Genomic DNA, 18,725 nt, shown 5'->3' on the forward strand with positions numbered 1-18,725 from the left:
ATCATCGCATCCAGCCATAACGTGTAACCCTAACTGGCTGTCGCCGCACCATTGGCCCGCGCCGTATGCAGTTTTTTGTAGCTGTCGATCAGGCGGCTGTGCCGGTCGAGCCCCTCCAGTTTCATACTGGTTGGCGTCAAGCCAAAGAAGCGCACGCTGCCGTCCACCGAGCCCAGCACCGCGTCCATCCGCGCAATGCCAAACATCCGGCGGAAATTGACCACGTAATCGTCCAGTTCAAGGTCGTCGTCGAGCAGCACCTCCAGCACCACGTTCAAGGCTTGATAAAACAATCCGCGCTCGACCGTGTTGTCGTTGTATTGCAAGAACGCGCCCACCAGCTCGTGCGCCTCCTCAAGTTGCTGCAAGGCGAGGTGAATAAGGAGCTTCAACTCGAGAACGGTCAGCTGCCCCCATTCCGTATTCTCGTCAAACTCGATGCCGATCAACGTGGCGATGTCGGAGTATTCATCGAGCTCGTTGTTATTCAAACGTTCAAGCAGCGCTTCCAGACTGGCGTCGTCCAAGCGATGCAAGTTCAGGATATCTTCGCGGAATAACAGCGCCTTGTTGGTGTTATCCCAGATCAGATCCTCGACAGGATAGACTTCCGAATAGCCGGGCACCAGAATCCGGCACGCGACGGCGCCCAGCTGGTCATGCACCGCGATGTACACCTCTTTGCCCATGTCTTCGAGAATGTCGAGCAAGGTCGCGGCTTCCTCGGAATTGGAATTTTCGCCCTGGCCAGAGAAATCCCACTCGACGAAATCGAAATTCGCTTTGGCGCTGAAAAAGCGCCACGACACCACCCCGCTGGAATCAATGAAGTGTTCAACAAAGTTGTTTGGCTCAGTCACCGCGTTGCTTTCAAAGGTGGGCTGAGGCAGATCGTTGAGGCCTTCGAAGCTGCGCCCCTGCAGTAATTCCGTGAGACTGCGTTCCAGCGCTACCTCGAAGCTTGGGTGCGCGCCGAACGAAGCGAAGACACCGCCAGTGCGCGGGTTCATCAAAGTGACGCACATCACCGGGTAGACGCCACCCAGCGACGCATCCTTCACCAGCACCGGAAAGCCTTGCTCTTCCAGCCCCTGAATGCCGGCCAGAATGCGCGGGTATTTCGCCAGCACCTCCTGCGGCACGTCCGGCAGTGCCATTTCGCCTTCCAGGATTTCACGCTTTACCGCGCGTTCAAAGATTTCGGAAAGACATTGCACTTGCGCTTCGGCCAGCGTATTACCGGCACTCATGCCGTTGCTGGCGTAGAGGTTTTCAATCAGGTTGGACGGGAAATACACCACTTCACCGTCCGACTGCCGCACAAACGGCAGCGAACAGATGCCGCGCTCCACATTGCCGGAGTTGGTGTCGATCAGGTGCGAGCCCCGCAACTCGCCATCGGGATTGTAAATTTGCAGGCAGTATTCATCGAGAATTCCAGCCGGCAGCGCATCTTTGCGACCCGGCTTGAACCAGCGCTCGTTCGGATAATGGACAAACGCCGCATTGGCAATGTCTTCGCCCCAAAACGACCCGGCGTAGAAATGGTTGTTGTTGAGTCGTTCGATATACTCGCCCAAGGCCGACGCCAGCGCGCTTTCCTTGGTCGCGCCCTTGCCATTGGTGAAACACATCGGCGAGTGCGCATCGCGGATATGCAGCGACCACACATTGGGAACGATATTGCGCCAGGAAGCGATCTCAATCTTGATGCCCAGGTCTGCCAGAACGCCCGACATATTGGCGATGGTTTGCTCCAGTGGCAGATCCTTGCCCAGAATAGTGGTGCTGGCGTCAGGAGCCGGCTTCAAGGTCAGCAAGGCCTGCGCATCGGCATCCAGATTCTCGACCTCTTCAATCACAAACTCGGGTCCGGTCTGCACTACTTTTTTCACCGTACAACGGTCAATGGAGCGCAAGATACCCTGGCGGTCCTTCTCAGAAATATCCGCCGGCAACTCGACCTGGATCTTGAAAATCTGCTGGTAACGGTTTTCCGGATCAACAATATTATTCTGCGACAGGCGGATATTCTCGGTCGGGATGTTGCGAGTGTTGCAGTACAACTTCACGAAGTAAGCCGCACACAAGGCCGATGAGGCCAGAAAGTAATCGAAGGGACCAGGCGCCGAGCCATCGCCTTTATAGCGGATAGGCTGGTCGGCTACGACCGTGAAATCATCGAACTTGGCTTCAAGACGAAGCTTGTCGAGAAAATTGACCTTAATTTCCATGGGGGAATTCCAAAAGCGGTGCGCAAAATGATGTGGCCGTCATTATCCGTCAAGTGGGCGTCCCACAAAGAAAAAGGCGAGCAAGGAGTGGTCGCTTTTTAATGTGGTCGCATGTCTTTTGGCCGCACTGAGTCCGATTCATTACCAGGGACGCCGGCGGCTATAGGGAACCTTCCGGCCGGTCACCAAGAGAGGGTGACATGGAACGTCCGACCCAAACCGGCCGGCTGCATCTCTAAAAAGCAGACGCTCAACGCCGGGTTGACCAGCACGCTTACGTCTCAGCGTCGAGTAAGAAGTTAATTTTCATGGCATTTTCTGCAGGTGGCGAAACATCGTCGCCACATTGAACTCATTCCCCTTTTCACGCCTGCGGTACTCGACCATGTCCCCCTTACGAAACGTCGTTCCAGCAAAATCAAAATTCTTTTCGACGACAAAGAGATCCCATTCCTCAAAGTCATTGGGAGCATCAGTTCTGTCTACTCGTATGCGGCCGTCCCGGATAAACGACCATGACTCCCCCTTGGGCTGGGCTTCCAGTTTTCTCATTTTCTCTGAGGTGGGGCAGGCAGCGCTTCCGACAGCTTGATCGATTGCCATTCTGCCGTTTGCACCATAGACAATTGCCTCGCATCTGATCGGAGGAAGCCCTGCTCGGGATTCCCACAATGGAGATTGGGGCCCATACCGGTATCGTTGAGACGCTACAGGAAACAGCCACATTCCTTTGATGTCTTCAATTCTTGCCGGCCGCAATTCTGGCCGATCGGGCGAGAAAGGACATGGGAACTTGGTGTAGATCACTTTCGAAATAGTATCTTGCGAAGCCTTGTCCTTGAGATCGACGCCTTTCAAGCTGTTCATCACCGTAGTGCGGATCGTTGCATGGGACTCATTTTGCGATAAGCAAAGGAATTTCCCACTTTGCTTCGCAAACAAACTGGCGATCACTTTGTCAACCGCGTCGGCATTACGTTCTTGAGCATATGAAAGCGAAGCTGCCCAAAACAGCGATATTGCAATAACGAATCTGCAGAGCATCAATCCCCCTATCGCACGAAAATGTGAGAAAGCCCGGCTTGCTTCACCGGCGGCAGTGCTTAAAAACCGTAAGACCCCATCCTTCTCTGGAAGAAGACTTTATATTCTCGGCCTCTCCTGTTGCAGAATAACTGCGAGGAAGGGCAGCATCGCATCATCGGTCTGAGTCCATATTCAAAACCCATGGGCGAAGGCGATGTCGTGGAAACGGTAGACAATACAACCGTCTGGGCAAAGACATCGAGAATCATGCAGGTCAAATAAGTTTGATCGCCGGCGCGATCTAGCGCAGGCTCACCGGAAGACAACACGCGCACAGCCATTCCTTTTCGCTCAGTGACTGACGTGTGAGCGAGGGCTGCCGGCCTCGGCGCGCAGTGTGCTATTGCGTAGCGGAAGCGCCCGATTGTGGCTTCTTGTCTGTTCTTGAACCGCCCTTGCCACTCGCGGCAGAGCCGTCGCTGTTCATGCTCGCGCTGTTGGATCTGGCTGCTTTCTTACTGCTGGAAGAAGACGAAGACGTGGCTGCTGGGCTGGATGCGCTCGTTTTTGACTCTTTTGATGCAACTGTGGTGCCCGGCTTGGACTTGCCGTCGATCGTCAGTCCCGCTTCGGACATCTTCGTGGAGTTCTTATCGCCGATACCTTTGACCCGGCTTTCGAAATCGTTCCAGTCCTTGAACTTGCCGTTCTTGTTGCGTTCGTCGATGATGGTTTTTGAGATCTTTGGACCGATGCCCTTGATGCGGTCCAGCTCGGGAGCGTCAGCCTTGTTCACATCGACTTGCGCAAAGGCTAATCCTACGGACATCCATAGAGCGACGAACATGAAAAGCAGGCGTTTCAGCATGGCTTTCTCCTTCGTTAAAGCGGCGGCGCATCTATACCGTCCGTATTGCTACGACAGTCAGTATTGAAAAGAATTCAAGGCCAACAGTCACGCACAATAGTGGCCGACAGGATAGTCGAGCACCTTCGGCCATTGTTCTGAGCCATGCTGCTATAAAAGCATCGACAAATAATCGTCTTAAGAAAATTCCTCAACGACAGCATATGGCTGGTTGCTGATTTTCAATATTTTCTAGCAACTGGCCGCTTTCGGTTTACCAGTGGACGTTCACGAAAATTTGCCGGGAGACAGCAGTCGGCCCAGAGTGTGTAAAAACGCGGTTGCGCAAATTGTTTACTCATTGTTGATCCTCTCGAACACCGCGATTAATTCTTGAGTGTTGAATAGGCTGTCGGGCTGAAGACACCGGAGGATCGATGAAGCGATTCATTCAAGAGGAACATCGGACGCAGAGCACGTTGCTGCCGGATCGGCTGGACGACTACATCAGCGAAGAGAATCCGGTGCGTGTGGTCGATGCGTTCGTCGAGGAGCTCGATCTGGCGACCCTGGGTTTCGACGGTGTGACGCCGGCCAGAACAGGAAGACCGTCTTACCATCCCGCCGTCTTGCTCAAACTCTACATCTACGGTTACCTCAACCGCATTCAATCCAGCCGCAGGCTGGAGAGGGAAGCGCAGCGCAATGTCGAGTTGATGTGGCTGATTGGCCGGCTCGCTCCCGACTTCAAGACGATCGCCAACTTCCGCAAGGATAACGGCAAGGGCATTCGCAATGTTTGCCGCCAATTTGTTCTCGTATGCCGCAAGCTCGATCTGTTTACTGAAGCCTTGGTTACCATTAGCGGCAGCAAGTTCAAGGCAGTGAACAACCGTGACAGGAACTTCACCCAAGCCAAGCTGCAACGCCGGATACAGGAAATCGAATCGAGCATTGCACGCTATCTGTCTGAAATGGATTCAGCCTGTTGATGTTCACGCAGAATTGACCCACTGGGGAATAACCACAGTGAGCGAACCAGCCTCTGGCGTCGCCGTTGCTGACTTTCCCGATGATCTTGGTCAATGCCAGATCAAGTGCTTCTCGGGTTCGGGCTTTCATCCCGCGTAACCAGGTTTTCAGTTTGGACCAGCACGGCTCAATCGGTGACCAGTCTGGCGAATACGGTGGCAGGTAAATCAGTTGCGCGCCTGCTGTGGTGATCAGCGCTTCAATATCCGCCACCTTGTGCACGCTCAGATTGTCCATGACCACGATGTCACCCGCACGCAGCGTGGGCACCAGGACATGCTGCACGTATGCCCTGAAGACTGCAGTGTCGACCGCGCCCTCAATCGTCATGACGGCATTCATGCCGTACCAGGACAGCGCTCCCAAAATACTGATATTGCGACCAAAGTTTTTCGGAACTGCATCATGGACCCGTTGGCCGCGTGGCGCTCTGCCATAACGGCGCGTCATGGCAATATTGAGCCCCGATTCGTCAATGAATTTCAGCTTCTTGACTGGGAAACAGGCGATTTGCTTGCGGTACCGACGACGTGCCAGACGTATGCGCGCTGTATCCCGCTCGCTTGCGTGGACTGTCTTTTTTTTCGACGCATGCCCATTTGATGCAATGCCCGACTCATGGTCGGGGCACTAACCACGACACCTTTACTTGCGCACAACCGTCCGATTAACTCCTGCAACGTCAGATCCGGCTGTTTCTGTAACCATCGTCGGATCTGGCCCCGGCAGTCATCGTCCAGTAATTCGTGTCGCCCACGCTTGCGTCGTTGCGGGACGAGTTCGCCGCCGCTGCGCCGGTATTGGCGCAACAATGCTTCGACGAAAGACAAACTGACGTTGAACAACTCGGCTACTTCGCGCTGCGACTGCGTGCCGCGCTCGCAGGCCTGAACCACCTTCCGTCGCAGATCCAATGAATAGGGAGCAGCCATGATGACACCTCCGGCTTGATCACCTTATCACGACATCCTTTTGCGTCTGATGTTCCTTTTCCTTTTATCTTTCTGAAAACCGCTCTAGTGTGGCCAAGGGAAGCGTTCGTCACTTCGCTCATCCCATCGGCCCCATCCAGGAAGTGGATCGGCAGGCTCAGCTCGATTTCTATCTTCCGTGCCGTGCCTGGACCGAATGCGGTCAGCATCTTTGAAACCCGCGCCTTTGAGACGCCGAACCGTTCACAGAAACCTTGGCGACTGCCCAGGAAATAGGTCTCCATGACGGTCCGCAGGCGCTCTCTGCGGATGTCCTTGGCGGTGTCGGGTTCGGTCGTTACAGTATCAAGATGGAGCGGCAAAAAGGCCGGGCTTGCGGCCCGATGAAGTACATCCAGGGAGTTACGAAGCAAGTCTGCCTGCGCAATTCATTTGCAGCTTTGCTGGCACTCAAAGCCGCGGTTGGGGCTTGGGCAGTGTCGAGCTTCTTTACAGTGCGCCATAGATTGTTCAGGTAAGATTGCGCAACTCCTTGATGCAAAAGAATTAAATTTCTCTGGCCTAATTCCTGCTATCCCTTTCGACCGTGGGCACGGCACCGCCATAAGCCCGCACATTCATCTATTCGAAGGGGATAATGTGAACTTCTTCAAGAAGGCCTTGCTTAGTCTTTCCCTTGTTTCATCATTCGGCACCGCAGCTACGGCCAACGCAGCCATCACGGTTGACTTCAGTTCGCCCACCGGCTTCCTCGGATTGAGCCAGACCTATGGCCCGGTCACGGCTTATGGGGCCAGGGGCATCAACGGCACGCTGACCCCGGCCAGCCTCTTTGGCAAGGCCAGCGCCGATCCCAACGAGAGGGGCCTTGGTCTTCTCCTTTCGGAGGACCATGAAATCAATGACCCTTATTACATTCCTATTCTTAATGCGTCTGTCGTCGAAGCACTTATCCTCGACCTTGGCTCATTGGTGGGCCAAGACTTGCAGCTCGGCTTCGAATCCGTGCAGGGCGGCGAACAGTGGAAGGTCGGCTTCAGCAACAGCACCGCTCCGCTGACCAGCCTGTCCCAGTTCAGCGGCTTCGTGACAGGCAGCTCCGACTATCCGGCGCTCTACGACTTCGGCGTGAATAACAATCGCTACGCCATCGTCGAAGCCGCCAGCGGGAACATCCTCCTGCGCTCCCTGACCGCGACCGAAGTGCCGGAGCCTGCCAGCCTCGCCCTGATGGGTCTGGGATTTCTCGGATTGGGCGCAATTCGTCGCAAGGCTACGAAGGCCTCCTGAGCATCAAGAAGCCCAGGCTCCTTCCTGCGAGGAGCCTGCAAACGGCTGAGCCGTAATGCGTTGGCCATTTGCCGCCTTTGCGATGAAGGCCTTGCCAGCATCCGTTGCCAACCTGAAGGCCGTGATGATTTGCTGTTCGCGCTCGGTCAAGTAGACCATCGCAGTGTTGCCGAGTGAAGCGTTCCTCGCTTCACTCATTCCATCCGCACCGTCCAGAAAGTGGATGGGCAGACCAAGCTCGATTTCTATCTTCCGTGCTGTTCCTGGACCGAACGATGCGGTCAGCATCTTTGAGACCCGTGCGTTGAAACTTGACACGGCTATGTCCGCTTTCAAGGAAGTCAACTGACTGGTTTGGGTCGGTTTCCGCCCGTCAACTTAATTTTGGCAAGGTCCCATCTTGGGCACGTTTCAGTCGGATTATGAGCACGATTACGACTAATCACGGTGCCGAGTAAGCCGCTTACCAACACCGCAATATGCACTCATTTCTTGCAGTCCCAAACGAAATCAAAGCAAGTTTCATGATGCTAACTCAGGCCGACACTCTTCCTGAAAAGCACACTTGCGGCACAATGCTTCGCTCTTCGTGTACTGAGGCACGATCCGGCCTTCCAGAATCCGAGCCCGGCGCTGCGCCAACGCCACGACGTTCTCCGCCGTCATTAGCCTGACTTGCTGCACCGACCGCTCTCCTCGCGCTGGGCTCTGGATGACGACATAGCCGATATCACTGACCGCATACCCAGTGCTTTGCTCGACAGCCAGGCGCTGGGCGGACAGTTCGATAATGTCGGACCGATAGTCACGAGGGACCTCCCTGGTCTTGAATTCGACAAGATGCACCGTACCATTGAGCGCATATCCTCGATCCACCCTCGCCACGAGCGCAAGCGGATTCGTGATCGTGAAGCGCTGTTCAGCGTATAGGAGTTTGGCTCCCTTCAGCTCCACGGGCAGCCATGCCGAATCGCGAGATCTTGCGCTGAATACCTTTAGCCAGCACCACGCCGCCAGCGCTGCGGTGGCAATGCCCAACCAGATCATCACTGAAATTCCGTTCATCATTCGTTGCCGGTACGGTAACGCGATAGCTTGACCACGGCACGGGCAATGACCACGGCCGGACGCAGGAGAATGCTGGACAGAAGAATCGCCGTTTTGCGGCCGGCGAGCCATGCCGCCAACCGAGGCGACACGCGGTAATACAACCGGATCAGGCGCCTGCCAACGGCAGTCTGGCACAACACCTGGTCGCGAAACTGACGCAAGGTCTGCGTTTCAGGCGCCATTTGCCCATAAGTTACGCTGGCAATGAAGCACCATGGTTTCTCCAGGCTGGTCTGCACGCCTGGGGTAGCAATCGCAGCGTCCCTGAAAAACTGGCCATGTTCCCGTCGTCCCCGCTCGATCGCCTTGCGCTGATCAGCCGACATGCGCTTGCCATACCGCGCCTCGTACCGGACAAGGCGCTCGCACCCCCCCATCTGCGCAAGCGCAGACGCACTCACGGTATCGCGACGTCTTCCCGGCATCCCATCTTCCATGCTTTGTCATTTCCTCTCGTGGCACGGCGGCCCAGCGTTATTTAATCGGTGGCAGGAACAGTTCATGCGTCGCCGCCACGTCCTTTTCGCGCGCCGCCAGTGCCGATTCTTTCTGCGGTATCGGAGGGGTATCAGAAATATGGGGGCCACGCACCCGACCTGCGAGCAGAAGAGTTTCACTGGCAAGCAGCTTTAACCGTTGCGTTCGCTTCATCCCCTTACTGATCTTTTTGAGCTCGTTAAACAATTCCGGGTACTCTTCCCGATCAAGGCGCACATTCATGCGCAGGACATTGCCATCGTCCTCGTCATTACTGGCCATGGGGTGCCTCCATTGGCTCCCGGGATGTGGAAACCGGCATGCCGCGCGACGGCTCGTCCTGCGCGCTAATCAACCGGCCGGCGATCTGAAATCCTTTCACGTTGGCATAGAGCGCGTCTTTCAGTTCATGGATTTTATGGCGCGGGAAAGCATCCTTGATGGCCTTCTTAAAAAAGAAGGCGCCGCCGCCGACGATGATGATGTTCTGGATATCGCTCGCGTCACCAACATAATGCCGCATCTCTGCTACCGCATGTTCCGGCACTTTGCGCGCCACCGGCAGGTGCGCGGAAATGTCGTACTCCTTCTGGAACAAGACCGGCTTTTTGCCGCCGCGCAGAGCGGCATCGATCAGCTCGAAGTCGCGGAATTGCGTGCCGGTTTTCATGCTGATGCCTTCCGCAATCTTCTGCAGCACGTCGAACATGCCCCGGTTCAGCGAATGGCTTTTACTCTCGATCTGTTGCATCCCTTGCGTAACGATCCAGTCGAACGTGCGTGCACCCGGATCGATGATCAAGCTCTTTTCACGGCGCAACTCTGCCAGCCTGTTGTGAACCATCCCGTAATGCATTTCTTGACAACAACGTTGCGTCCACCGCCGAGATCATGCCGGCCGATCATCCTCTTTTCCAGCAGACAGACTTGACCCGGCACCTTGAAAGTCGCCACCGGCAGGCCCACGACCAGCAGGTCGATTTCCTCGACTTTCATGTAATGCAACGCTCCACGCACTAGCGCCAGATATTCGGGCGTTTCAAAGTAAGCATCGTGCTGCAGTACCTTGGCATTGAACACGTCCGCCGCCAGATGAACGTCCGGCCCCACTTCATAGAACAAACCGTCGATCGGGATGCTGCCGGTCTTGCGCCTGCTGCCAAATCCGTCTTCCTTTCTATCCGCTTCGGACGGATAAGCTTCGGACGGGAAGTGCAGGCATTTGATGCCGCCATCATCGTCACTGGCGACATATTTGGTATTGCCTCGCCCCACGTCGATTGCACGAACGACTGCTCCCATTTTTCTCTCCATCACAATTCGGCAATCACAAAGTAGCTCGAACCTTCCGCTTATAGCCACTCAAAATACGCCGGGATCAGGAGCGCATTTGACATTAGCTAATTGGTGCCGCAGTCGTCGACGCCTGCATGGTGACGGCCTCCCAAATGGCTTGTTTATGCAGCCCGGGCTGCACTCCGTCGTCGGCAACTGATCCGCGACTGCGCAATACGGCACAGCGTCTCGCGCGTCAACACGATCGACGATCAGAGGTCACCCAACCTCTGCTCTCGGCAAGGCCAGATGCCGCCATGCCCGCTTTTACGGAATCATTACGCCATCAATAACGACAGCTTTTCGCTGGCGAACCGCTTGACTGCCTGTTGCAGCCGGCCCTATTCTGATTGCGCTGTCGGGACCCGCTTCCATGAACATCGCGTTCTCAATGCGGCGTTACAGTCGTTACCTGTCCGCAGAGCGCCGAACCACTGAGTTCGGTCTTTTCCATAGAAGCAGTGGCCCTTGGCCATCCGAGCGCCGGTGCCGTCGAGCACGGCTTGAGATAGGAATGAGCCCGACTCATTCACGCACCGACCTGATCGATGCGTTCCGCTAAACCGAGTAATTTCTTCCCGCGTGCGCTTATCGCTGTCTGAGAATCAGCCAGCGGCGTAGCGTGGCGTCGCCCGTGAGGCGTCGCGCGCCGCGATCAGCACGCCATCGATCAGCGGGCCTGGTGGTAGGGCCCTGGATGCAATCGAGGAAGAAATGACAACCGTCCGAGTCTCGGATCCGGGCATTCACCCGGATGCCGCTGCGGCGCCTGCGCGCCGTTCGCGCCCGCTCCCGAAGTGGGGGGATGCAAGCCGTGGAAACACGGGAGCGTCTCGCACGCACATTTTTAAGCCACACCATGTCGCGCCTCGCGACGAATCGCATCCGCCCTCCGAGCAACACGTTTCAAATTGGTTTGCCCGCGCCTGAGAATGCCGTTGGCCCGCTCTTCCCTGGCAGGTTCATTTCGGCCAATCGCCATGCTGCGCGCTGACAGTAACGCAATCTTCCAGCGATAGGAGTGACGATGCACCAGGTATCTATACAACGCGACCACGCATATCGCCCGTGCACGGGCCGGCGGCGCATCATGAAGGAGGCAATCCATGGGCAATAACAGAAACTGGAAAAGGAAACTGCAGGCGATTCTGGACGAACACAATTACCGCCATGGCGTACGCCACAAGTCCGTCTCGCACAGTACGGCATCCGCCCGCGCGCATGCCTTGTTCCGCTGCTTCATTCTGCTGCGCCACCTCGGCTTCACTCCCGACCCGAAAAATCTGGATGGGAATCACATCAAAGTACTCGCGCAATTCTGGACAGCCGATCCGGCACTCGCGCCACTATGCTTGAGGCGTGGCGTCGCACTGCCGGACCGACCATACAGCGCGGCATACATCCAGCAACAGCTCAGCTTCCTGCGCGTATTTTCCACCTGGATCGGCAAGCCCGGTATGGTATTGGCAGCAGAGCGCTATGTCGCCGACCCAGCCCTGGTTTCACGCACCTACACGGCGAGCACGGATAAGAGTTGGTCCGGCAATCACGTGAGCGCTGACGAAGCGATTGCCGCCGTCGCTCGAATCGATGAGCATGTCGCCACACAACTGAACCTGATGCTGCACTTCGGCTTGCGCCGCAAGGAAGCGGTCATGTTCTGCCCGCACGCGGCTCTGGTGCCGGCCCATGCGATTCCAGCCAGTCATCCTGTATCCGACCAGTATGTCGCCTTCCTTCGCGTCAAAAGAGGCACCAAGGGTGGGCGGCTGCGCTTTACAGCCGTGCGCACCGATGGCCAACGACGCGCGCTCGAGCTCGCGCTGCGGCTTGCCCCCTATCCCTCCTCACATGTCGGGCGACCCGGGCTGACGCTGAAACAGTCGCTTGACCGCTTCGACAACGTCATGCGCAAGGCCGGCATCAGCATGAAGCGACTGGGCGTCACGCCGCATGGATTGCGGCATCAGTTCGCCGGCGATCTGTTTTTCGACGTCACGCAGCTCCAGGCGCCGGTTCGTGGCGGCGGCGTTTTGGCCGATCCCGATGTCCTCAAGGCGGCTTATCTGGAAGTGGCGCGCCAGCTGGGGCACAATCGGCCACAAATCAGCAATGCCTACCTGGGATCGGCCGCACATCCACGTGCGCCGGACATTTCGGCACACAACCCGGGAGTGCCGTCAGAACCACCGTCTCAAGAATAGATCGGTGCATCTATCCTGTGGCCAATTCAACGGTACGTCTCCCTCCCGTGTAGTCGACGACGTCGCTATATCGCAACCGGTGGTCTCTTCCCTATCGGGTGGAGGAGTGATGCGCGTTGTCTTCTAGGGGAGACCGGCAATATCACAGGATAGCCGCAACCGTGGCACTGGACGCGCGCCCTTGCGACACCGAAGTAGAGCCGTATCGGCATACCGGGCTCAAGGCCCATTGTGTTTCGCCAATTTCAGCGATGACCGGGCCAAGGCGGCGCAAGCGATCGGGCTGTCGTTTGGCATCGTACCGACAATTCGCCCTGCGTAACAAGGTGCCCAACACCACTAAACGACGACCGCCAACGCGTACTACGCAAGATAATTGGCATGGTGACAAGCATTCTCACCACAGCATCATGTCAGCTTGTCTGACAGTCGTGTCCGAAGTGCGAAGACATCGGCACTGCACTGCTTACCCGCTGCTGGCTGGACGTGAATACTCCGGCCCTCACATGCCGGCGTGCCGCTCAAAAGTGATAGACCACTGCCCGCGCGGCGGCCTTGTAATCGAACCACAGTTCGTTGAGGCTATCAATCAACTGCCGCAGCAACTGAGGAACATCCTTCATGCCGGCGAGGTACTCCTCGAATCCCTCGCGCGCATGTAACCCGGCCACGGGGTCAAGTTCACACTTTAACCATTCATAGGTACTCTCCATATCGTCGCGAATGGCTTCTGTCTGGCGATACCGTTCACCATTGATGTCCAGCCCCTCCTCGGTGCGGGCATCGTCATGGAAAGCGTCCACGAGCTCGTCACGCCATGCTGCAGGTACGTCCTCGAGGGCGCGTATCTGGCCATCGGCGATCTGCCGCATTACCCGCATACGTTGATAGGAATCCAGATCAAAGTAGCCGCCCTCGTCGAGGTAGCCGAGCTCGATAAAATATCCTTCGAGCTCCTCGAGCCGCGCACTGATCTCATCGATCGTCTTTTTCTGTCGCTCTTGGATCGGCACCATCAGGCGCTGGATGAGAACGCGCAAGTCCTCATAGGCGCGAAATTTCTCCACGTATTCATCGATGCGCTGGTTGTGCTTGGCAAGTGCCTCGTTTACTGCATTGCTGGTCACATCCATATTCCCCCCGCTACGATCATTGCCTTAGACGGTACCGCAATCACGATACGCCATCTGCCACTACTCATTGTTAAAAAAGTGTAACGGCTCGCGCCATGCGCTGCTCTCTGCTGCCAAAGCGTGACACGCAGGCCGTGGCCATCCGCCACGGCCCAGGTGAGGCATACACGGGCCAAGACGCCCACCCTTTTTTACCTGCGCTGGCAAGACGAAAACCCCGCGCTGCCCGGTGCGTTTCCCGCTTGCTGCATCGTTACGCAACATGGACGCCTTGATCTTCGGTATGCCTGCTGCAATACTGAAATCGCTTTTTGTGGGAATCGCTCTCACATCGCCTTCATGTCGGCTTGTCGCCAAGACGCGCATGAAGCCCACCGCCTTCCTGAGGCAGTGGCGTTGCGGTCGTTACCCGCCCCTGGAGCGATCGGCATTCATTGCGATCCTGTCGTACCAACGACGCAGTTGATCGTTCTGCTGAAAAGCAGAACCAGCGTGACACCAATGTGTCACCAGACGTTGTGGTGACCGTGAAGCGTGCGCGGCCAGGCACCCAGCCTGGGCATGGCCATGCTTTCACAGAGTGAGGCCCCAGTTCGACAGGACCGCGGGCCTTCTTTTTTGCACGTGTGTTGCGTGCGCGACCAATTCCTTCATGCCGGCCGGCCTGGAGGAATCCCAAGCGGGGAACATGTGTCTTCCCGTGAGGGAGGTTGCGTGTTTCCCCTTTCTTTTGACATCCCCCTGGAAGGAGAAATCACGATGAAAGCCAAGAAGCATGCTCGCCGCCGGCATTGCCCCTCGCAACCGCTGCCCGACTGGGACGCCGATTTCTGGATCGGCATCCTGAAGAATGCGTTGTCGCTGGAGCGCCGGATAGAGAAAGCAACGCGTGCCGGTCATCGGCGCCGCGCCCGCTATCTGCAGCGCATATATGACCATTCGCTCGCGCCCCACGCGATTGCGCTGATCTTTGAAAACGAGTTCCAGGAATTGGATCGTCCCAGCCCGCACCCGCCGGCCCCGACAGGTCGCTGTCGATAGCACGGATACGGATTCCCACAGGAACCGCGAGCCTGAAGCAAGAAGGCAAGCGGCCATCGTTTTCATCGGAGAACATCATGTCGCTAGAGAAAAATCGTCGACACGCACCGCGCCGGGTCTCCGTCGCGTACGAAGAAGACAAGGCGTGGATTGGTTTCTATCGTTGCAGCGGCGACCCTGCCGTTGCCGCCGAACTGATCCAGCACTTGGATGCCGATCCTGACTTGAAGCGCGCCCATCCCGCCCTGTACCTGCGTTGCAGGCAAACCGTGCGCAGGCACCAGGAGCGACAGGCCAGGGCGAAACGCATCGGCCAGTTCGTGCGCCTGGCCATCGGCATTGCCGTAGCGGCGCCGCTGGCGGCATTGCGAAGAGCGCTGCATCTCGGCAGGGACATTGCAGTCGAATGTCTGCCCGAAACGCACGCGGAACCAGCAGTACGGCGTGCAAGACGGCTGGCCACGGAGTCCGAGTTCGCCCATCAGCGGGAAGACTTCGCAAGTCAGGACGGATCGACGGGCGCCAGACAAGCGGGCGATGCCAATGGCACCGAGGAGTCACGCAGCCCCAAAGCAGCGTGATCGCTCCTTGTCGATGAGCCAGTGTAAAAAGCGCGTATCTTCCGACACGCCCCAGTAATAGCGCTTGCAGTGTGTGACATAGGCATCGAGGTCGTCGACCGTCTTCACGTACGCTGGGCTAAACCCGGTGATTTTCGTGAAGCGCTCGATTTCCCTCGATGTCAGTCGAATCGCGTTTCCAAGTCTTAGCATTGTTTTCTCCCGCGTCGTCGGGCAGCACGGACAACCGTGTCTTCTCGAGTGGGCGAAGCGACGGAACTGTCTGCGTCCGTGAGCACCGTCCCTACTGACGTTTAAGACAGCTGAAACCCGGCGAGGGTTGCATGCCGGCGTGCTGTACGAGGCCGGCACGCGCCCCAGGCCTATTGCGGCCCATCGCCGCCGTACGCCCACCGTCGTCCGTCGGCGCTGCCGGTCCTTGTCACGCGACCGGTAACGCCTTTTCATTGCGCATGCCCTGCATGCGTATCCCCCGCGGGAAGCCTCTTCCCGTGCGGGGTGGTGCTCCCGCTATTTTTTAGGAGAACACCATGAACCCGTTGTCAGCTCTTTCACGTACGGATCTCGCCCGTGCACTGGTCGCCCCGTTTCACCCGTCCATTGCAGACAGTGCGAATCCGGCATTACCTACGTCGTCCGATGTGCTCCCGTATGCACCGAGTGACGCCGAGGTCAGCCATAAACTTGCTGTCGCGCGCGAACTATGGCTGCGGCAGCTGGCGGCCGACATGCGGTCCGGCCCGATCATGGATTGCCCGGGGGTCGTGTGTGACTGGCTGCGCCTGCGGTATGCGCGCCTGGAACATGAGATGTTTCTCGTGCTGCACCTGGACGTGCGACATCGCCTGATCGACGCCGAAGAAGTGTCGCGCGGGACACTCACGTATGCCAATGTGTATCCGCGCGAAGTGGTGAAATCGGCCCTGGCCCATAACTCGGCCGCGATGGTACTGGCACACAATCATCCCAGTGGCGAACCGCAGCCGAGCCAGCAAGACATCCTGTTGACGCAGCGGCTGCAGACTGCGCTCGCGCTGGTCGACGTGCACGTCGTCGACCACTTCGTCGTCGCCGGCGAAAAGATCCTGTCGTTTGCCGAGCGCGGCCTGCTGTAAGCCGCACCGCGGCCGCCCTCTAACAACATGGGATGCGCAGGCTGACAGTCACGCAGCACCGATGCAGACAGGCCCGCTATCGCGGGCCTGTTGCCTATCAGCGTCCCCGGAACGCACGCGCTCCCGGGAAGTGAGAAAGACGCCGTTCGTCAACGCCACGCCCATGGCAGGAGACACGGTGCATGGCCTTGATGGCCCCGACCTGGAACGCCATGGAACCGCTCTCCCCTGCCGCGGAGGTGGACAGGAACATGCAGCATCATCGACGTCGTGCGTGCCGCTACACTTAGCGCAACACGCCTGGATCACGTCGACCTGTCAGCCGCGACGTGGAATGCCGTCCGCCAGCAAGAGGCCGAGTTCGCCGGTTCGCTTTCGCATCCCAGCGGGCATATCTTCGGCATATCGCAGGCATGACAAGGACGATCGCTACGCATGAGGGCGTCATGGAAATGAAAAGAATCAATACCGGAAAACTGCATGCCATTGGTTATGCCCGGCGTGATATCGCGGCACGGTGCGCTCCAAGGCGGCGTCGCTGGAAGATGCCTTCAACACGCCCAGCGATAATGCGGCGACTTAGGGTAAGAAAAATTCTGTTTGCCGGGCCCAGGGATGTCGACATGAATCCAGTCGATAGCAGGAGCCACCACGCGTGACGGCGGCCACTTCTGGAGTGACGCGATGCCGTACCTGTCACGTTGCGAACCGGTTGGTGCGGCCCGTTACGCCATGCGGTGTGGCAGAGTCGCGGCTAACCGCCCCGATGCCGATCAACGCAAGCGCTTCGGGCTCAGTGCCTCCAGGTTGACATGGAAAGCCGCCACGGTGTCGGGAACCGGTTCTCCGCGAACCAGCGAAGCGTATAGCATCCCGGCAGCCGGAGCGGTCTGGATACCATATCCCCCTTGTCCGGCTGCCCAGAAGAAACCGGGTACATCGGGGTCATAGCCGCCAACCAGTTCGCCATCGGCAACAAACGACCGCAGCCCGGCCCATACATGCCTGGGCCGGCGCACCGTCATCGTCGTCTGCGTCTGAATCGTATCGATCGCGATCGCGATGTCCAATTCCTCGGCCTGGACATCATGCGGCTCGACCGGGTCCGCATTGAATGGCGACCCCAGCAGAAGCCCCGCATCGGGCTTCACATAAAAGGAATGGCCGATATCCATCAACAGCGGCCAGCGGTCGGCTGCGATACCCTCCGGCGGCGCAAACAGCATTGCCGAGCGGCGCATGGGAGTCAGGCCGATCGGGCGTGTGCCGGCCAATCGACCGATTTCATCTGCCCAGGCGCCGGCGGCGTTGACGATGACCTTGGCGCTGATGACGCCGTGGTTCGTGCTCACCTGCCACTGGCCATCGTATCGGCGCAAGCCTTGCACCTGCATATCGCAAGCGACAGTGCTGCCATTGGCGCGCGCACCACGCAGGAATCCCTGCAGCAGGGCGTCAACGTCAATATCGGCCGCATCCTTCTCCAGCACGGCGCCGACCAGCCCGTCCGGTTTCAGTACGGGGATGCAGGCGAGCGTTTCCTCCTTGTCAAGGCGGTCGACAGCCGACACCTGGCGCACGACCGCTTCATGCGCCTCCAGCTCGGCCTCCTGTCCTTCTCGTGCAAAGGCCAGGGCACCGCGCGGCGTGAGCAGCGGATGTGCGCAGAATCCTGCCGGCGGCGCGTCGAAGAAGGCGCGGCTGGCGCACGTCAGTGCGCGCACTTGAGGCGGGCCATAGCTGGCCATGTACAGCGCTGCGGAGCGGCCTGTGCTGTGGTATCCCGCGTGAGATTCGCGTTCCAGGACCATCACCTGGGCATGCCGCGACAGCCAATACGCGATGGATGCCCCGGCAATGCCAGCGCCGATCACAAGGAAGTCTGCCTTCAAACTGTTCATACTGCTCGCACTGTTGATCGCAATGTTGGGTTAGCCGATGGCATGCTCCTGGGCACAAAAATGCACCGCTGGCCCCGCAACCTATTATGGCAGTATTCGGGAGCACGATACTTGCCGTATTTCCGTCTGGCGTCACTTGTGGACGCATTTCCGCGGAGTGCTGCCATGTTAATTTCCGTCGGAGCGTAATGGTGCCCACGAGACGCCGTGATGGGTAGCGGATGCCGCATTTTCCACGAAGAACGCCAATGCAATCCCCCACTTGTCATGGCGCAGTCAGTTCTGGGCATGCTGGATACCGATAGAATCGGCGAACGATCTTTCCGGTACCTCCATCCCTGCCACCCTCGTCGTACTACGACCGCCTTTGAGCAGCGCCGGGCACGTACAACAACGACGCTAAGACACGTCGGCATTGTGCTTCGGTATATAGGCAACCGCCAGCCGTACCTGTCTCAGCAGAGCGA

Annotated in this window: 19 protein-coding genes and 1 pseudogene; 6 read left to right on the forward strand and 14 right to left on the reverse strand. The window is 57.7% G+C overall.

What is annotated here, in order from left to right:
* Positions 1–29 precede the first annotated feature (29 nt).
* From TSA66_RS21515 to TSA66_RS21525, 3 genes are all read right to left on the reverse strand, one after another.
* Positions 30–2,234, reverse strand: coding sequence for an OsmC domain/YcaO domain-containing protein (locus TSA66_RS21515; protein ID WP_040041459.1), 2,205 nt, complete (start codon positions 2,232–2,234; stop codon positions 30–32).
* 306 nt (positions 2,235–2,540) lie between these two features.
* Positions 2,541–3,278: a hypothetical protein gene (locus TSA66_RS21520; RefSeq protein ID WP_040041460.1), complete on the reverse strand. Its 738-nt coding sequence runs from the start codon at positions 3,276–3,278 to the stop codon at positions 2,541–2,543.
* Positions 3,279–3,660: 382 nt separating this feature from the next.
* Positions 3,661–4,128 carry a ComEA family DNA-binding protein gene (locus tag TSA66_RS21525; protein WP_040041461.1) on the reverse strand — a complete coding sequence of 156 codons (468 nt, stop codon included), beginning with the start codon at positions 4,126–4,128 and terminating at the stop codon, positions 3,661–3,663.
* 416 nt (positions 4,129–4,544) lie between these two features.
* Between TSA66_RS21525 and TSA66_RS21530 the strand changes: the two are divergent.
* A pseudogene (locus tag TSA66_RS21530) lies at positions 4,545–5,093 on the forward strand (transposase); the annotation flags it as partial.
* Here TSA66_RS21530 and TSA66_RS26410 read toward each other — a convergent pair.
* Positions 5,014–5,682 carry an IS630 family transposase gene (locus tag TSA66_RS26410; protein ID WP_332309959.1) on the reverse strand — a complete coding sequence of 223 codons (669 nt, stop codon included), beginning with the start codon at positions 5,680–5,682 and terminating at the stop codon, positions 5,014–5,016. The pseudogene TSA66_RS21530 and the gene TSA66_RS26410 sit on opposite strands and share 80 nt — an antisense overlap.
* Entirely contained in the window at positions 5,622–6,071 is a 450-nt protein-coding gene (locus tag TSA66_RS26415) for a helix-turn-helix domain-containing protein (RefSeq protein ID WP_084199805.1), read from the reverse strand. Before TSA66_RS26415 ends, TSA66_RS26410 begins: the two co-directional genes overlap by 61 nt.
* A 639-nt stretch (positions 6,072–6,710) precedes the next feature.
* Between TSA66_RS26415 and TSA66_RS21540 the strand changes: the two genes are divergently transcribed.
* Positions 6,711–7,361: a PEP-CTERM sorting domain-containing protein gene (locus TSA66_RS21540; RefSeq protein WP_040041463.1), complete on the forward strand. Its 651-nt coding sequence runs from the start codon at positions 6,711–6,713 to the stop codon at positions 7,359–7,361.
* 3 nt (positions 7,362–7,364) lie between these two features.
* Here TSA66_RS21540 and TSA66_RS21545 read toward each other — a convergent pair whose 3' ends face one another.
* From TSA66_RS21545 to TSA66_RS27885, 6 genes are all read right to left on the reverse strand, one after another.
* A complete protein-coding gene (locus tag TSA66_RS21545; RefSeq protein WP_198358865.1) occupies positions 7,365–7,649 on the reverse strand; it encodes a hypothetical protein in 285 nt (94 codons plus the stop codon).
* A gap of 234 nt (positions 7,650–7,883) precedes the next feature.
* Positions 7,884–8,429, reverse strand: coding sequence for a CRISPR-associated protein Cas4 (locus TSA66_RS21550; protein ID WP_157691749.1), 546 nt, complete (start codon positions 8,427–8,429; stop codon positions 7,884–7,886).
* Positions 8,426–8,896 (reverse strand): CFI-box-CTERM domain-containing protein, encoded by a 471-nt coding sequence (locus tag TSA66_RS25825; protein WP_157691750.1) that lies wholly within the window; start codon positions 8,894–8,896, stop codon positions 8,426–8,428. The genes TSA66_RS21550 and TSA66_RS25825 overlap by 4 nt, the downstream gene beginning before the upstream one ends.
* A 49-nt stretch (positions 8,897–8,945) precedes the next feature.
* Entirely contained in the window at positions 8,946–9,230 is a 285-nt protein-coding gene (locus TSA66_RS21560; RefSeq protein ID WP_040041466.1) for a hypothetical protein, read from the reverse strand.
* Positions 9,220–9,792: an acetate and sugar kinases/Hsc70/actin family protein gene (locus TSA66_RS27880; RefSeq protein WP_232429511.1), complete on the reverse strand. Its 573-nt coding sequence runs from the start codon at positions 9,790–9,792 to the stop codon at positions 9,220–9,222. Before TSA66_RS27880 ends, TSA66_RS21560 begins: the two co-directional genes overlap by 11 nt.
* Positions 9,747–10,250, reverse strand: coding sequence for a ParM/StbA family protein (locus tag TSA66_RS27885; protein WP_232429512.1), 504 nt, complete (start codon positions 10,248–10,250; stop codon positions 9,747–9,749). Before TSA66_RS27885 ends, TSA66_RS27880 begins: the two co-directional genes overlap by 46 nt.
* 1,139 nt (positions 10,251–11,389) lie before the next feature.
* Here TSA66_RS27885 and TSA66_RS21570 point away from each other — a divergent pair.
* A complete protein-coding gene (locus TSA66_RS21570; RefSeq protein ID WP_052452502.1) occupies positions 11,390–12,487 on the forward strand; it encodes an integrase domain-containing protein in 1,098 nt (365 codons plus the stop codon).
* A gap of 521 nt (positions 12,488–13,008) precedes the next feature.
* Here the strand turns inward: TSA66_RS21570 and TSA66_RS21575 are convergent.
* On the reverse strand, positions 13,009–13,620 hold the full coding sequence (locus TSA66_RS21575; RefSeq protein ID WP_040041467.1) for a hypothetical protein: 612 nt from the start codon (positions 13,618–13,620) through the stop codon (positions 13,009–13,011).
* Positions 13,621–14,379: 759 nt separating this feature from the next.
* On the opposite strand from TSA66_RS21575, the gene TSA66_RS27170 reads away from it, so the two are divergent.
* Together TSA66_RS27170 and TSA66_RS27175 are read left to right on the forward strand one after the other, a co-directional pair.
* Positions 14,380–14,661 carry a hypothetical protein gene (locus tag TSA66_RS27170; RefSeq protein ID WP_157691751.1) on the forward strand — a complete coding sequence of 94 codons (282 nt, stop codon included), beginning with the start codon at positions 14,380–14,382 and terminating at the stop codon, positions 14,659–14,661.
* A gap of 77 nt (positions 14,662–14,738) precedes the next feature.
* Positions 14,739–15,242 (forward strand): hypothetical protein, encoded by a 504-nt coding sequence (locus TSA66_RS27175; protein WP_157691752.1) that lies wholly within the window; start codon positions 14,739–14,741, stop codon positions 15,240–15,242.
* Here the strand turns inward: TSA66_RS27175 and TSA66_RS21590 are convergent.
* A complete protein-coding gene (locus TSA66_RS21590) occupies positions 15,219–15,434 on the reverse strand; it encodes a hypothetical protein (protein WP_040041470.1) in 216 nt (71 codons plus the stop codon). The two genes, TSA66_RS27175 and TSA66_RS21590, sit on opposite strands and share 24 nt — an antisense overlap.
* A 338-nt stretch (positions 15,435–15,772) precedes the next feature.
* Here TSA66_RS21590 and TSA66_RS21595 point away from each other — a divergent pair, with 338 nt between their 5' ends.
* On the forward strand, positions 15,773–16,357 hold the full coding sequence (locus tag TSA66_RS21595; protein ID WP_040041471.1) for a JAB domain-containing protein: 585 nt from the start codon (positions 15,773–15,775) through the stop codon (positions 16,355–16,357).
* Between the two features lie 773 nt (positions 16,358–17,130).
* Here the strand turns inward: TSA66_RS21595 and TSA66_RS21600 are convergent.
* Positions 17,131–18,258: an NAD(P)/FAD-dependent oxidoreductase gene (locus TSA66_RS21600; protein ID WP_040041472.1), complete on the reverse strand. Its 1,128-nt coding sequence runs from the start codon at positions 18,256–18,258 to the stop codon at positions 17,131–17,133.
* Positions 18,259–18,725 lie beyond the last annotated feature (467 nt).

It is taken from the genome of Noviherbaspirillum autotrophicum, from assembly GCF_000818395.1.
Classification (GTDB): domain Bacteria; phylum Pseudomonadota; class Gammaproteobacteria; order Burkholderiales; family Burkholderiaceae_D; genus Noviherbaspirillum; species Noviherbaspirillum autotrophicum.

Bases quoted from the DNA above. Each gene is read 5' to 3' on its own strand.
- TSA66_RS21515 (WP_040041459.1), bottom strand. From the start codon at position 2,234: ATGGAAATTAAGGTCAATTTTCTCGACAAGCTTCGTCTTGAAGCCAAG.
- TSA66_RS21520 (WP_040041460.1), bottom strand. From the start codon at position 3,278: ATGCTCTGCAGATTCGTTATTGCAATATCGCTGTTTTGGGCAGCTTCG.
- TSA66_RS21525 (WP_040041461.1), bottom strand. From the start codon at position 4,128: ATGCTGAAACGCCTGCTTTTCATGTTCGTCGCTCTATGGATGTCCGTA.
- TSA66_RS26415 (WP_084199805.1), bottom strand. From the start codon at position 6,071: ATGGCTGCTCCCTATTCATTGGATCTGCGACGGAAGGTGGTTCAGGCC.
- TSA66_RS21545 (WP_198358865.1), bottom strand. From the start codon at position 7,649: ATGCTGACCGCATCGTTCGGTCCAGGAACAGCACGGAAGATAGAAATC.
- TSA66_RS21550 (WP_157691749.1), bottom strand. From the start codon at position 8,429: ATGATGAACGGAATTTCAGTGATGATCTGGTTGGGCATTGCCACCGCA.
- TSA66_RS25825 (WP_157691750.1), bottom strand. From the start codon at position 8,896: ATGCCGGGAAGACGTCGCGATACCGTGAGTGCGTCTGCGCTTGCGCAG.
- TSA66_RS21560 (WP_040041466.1), bottom strand. From the start codon at position 9,230: ATGGCCAGTAATGACGAGGACGATGGCAATGTCCTGCGCATGAATGTG.
- TSA66_RS27880 (WP_232429511.1), bottom strand. From the start codon at position 9,792: ATGGTTCACAACAGGCTGGCAGAGTTGCGCCGTGAAAAGAGCTTGATC.
- TSA66_RS27885 (WP_232429512.1), bottom strand. From the start codon at position 10,250: ATGGGAGCAGTCGTTCGTGCAATCGACGTGGGGCGAGGCAATACCAAA.
- TSA66_RS21570 (WP_052452502.1), top strand. From the start codon at position 11,390: ATGGGCAATAACAGAAACTGGAAAAGGAAACTGCAGGCGATTCTGGAC.
- TSA66_RS21575 (WP_040041467.1), bottom strand. From the start codon at position 13,620: ATGGATGTGACCAGCAATGCAGTAAACGAGGCACTTGCCAAGCACAAC.
- TSA66_RS27170 (WP_157691751.1), top strand. From the start codon at position 14,380: ATGAAAGCCAAGAAGCATGCTCGCCGCCGGCATTGCCCCTCGCAACCG.
- TSA66_RS27175 (WP_157691752.1), top strand. From the start codon at position 14,739: ATGTCGCTAGAGAAAAATCGTCGACACGCACCGCGCCGGGTCTCCGTC.
- TSA66_RS21590 (WP_040041470.1), bottom strand. From the start codon at position 15,434: ATGCTAAGACTTGGAAACGCGATTCGACTGACATCGAGGGAAATCGAG.
- TSA66_RS21595 (WP_040041471.1), top strand. From the start codon at position 15,773: ATGAACCCGTTGTCAGCTCTTTCACGTACGGATCTCGCCCGTGCACTG.
- TSA66_RS21600 (WP_040041472.1), bottom strand. From the start codon at position 18,258: ATGAACAGTTTGAAGGCAGACTTCCTTGTGATCGGCGCTGGCATTGCC.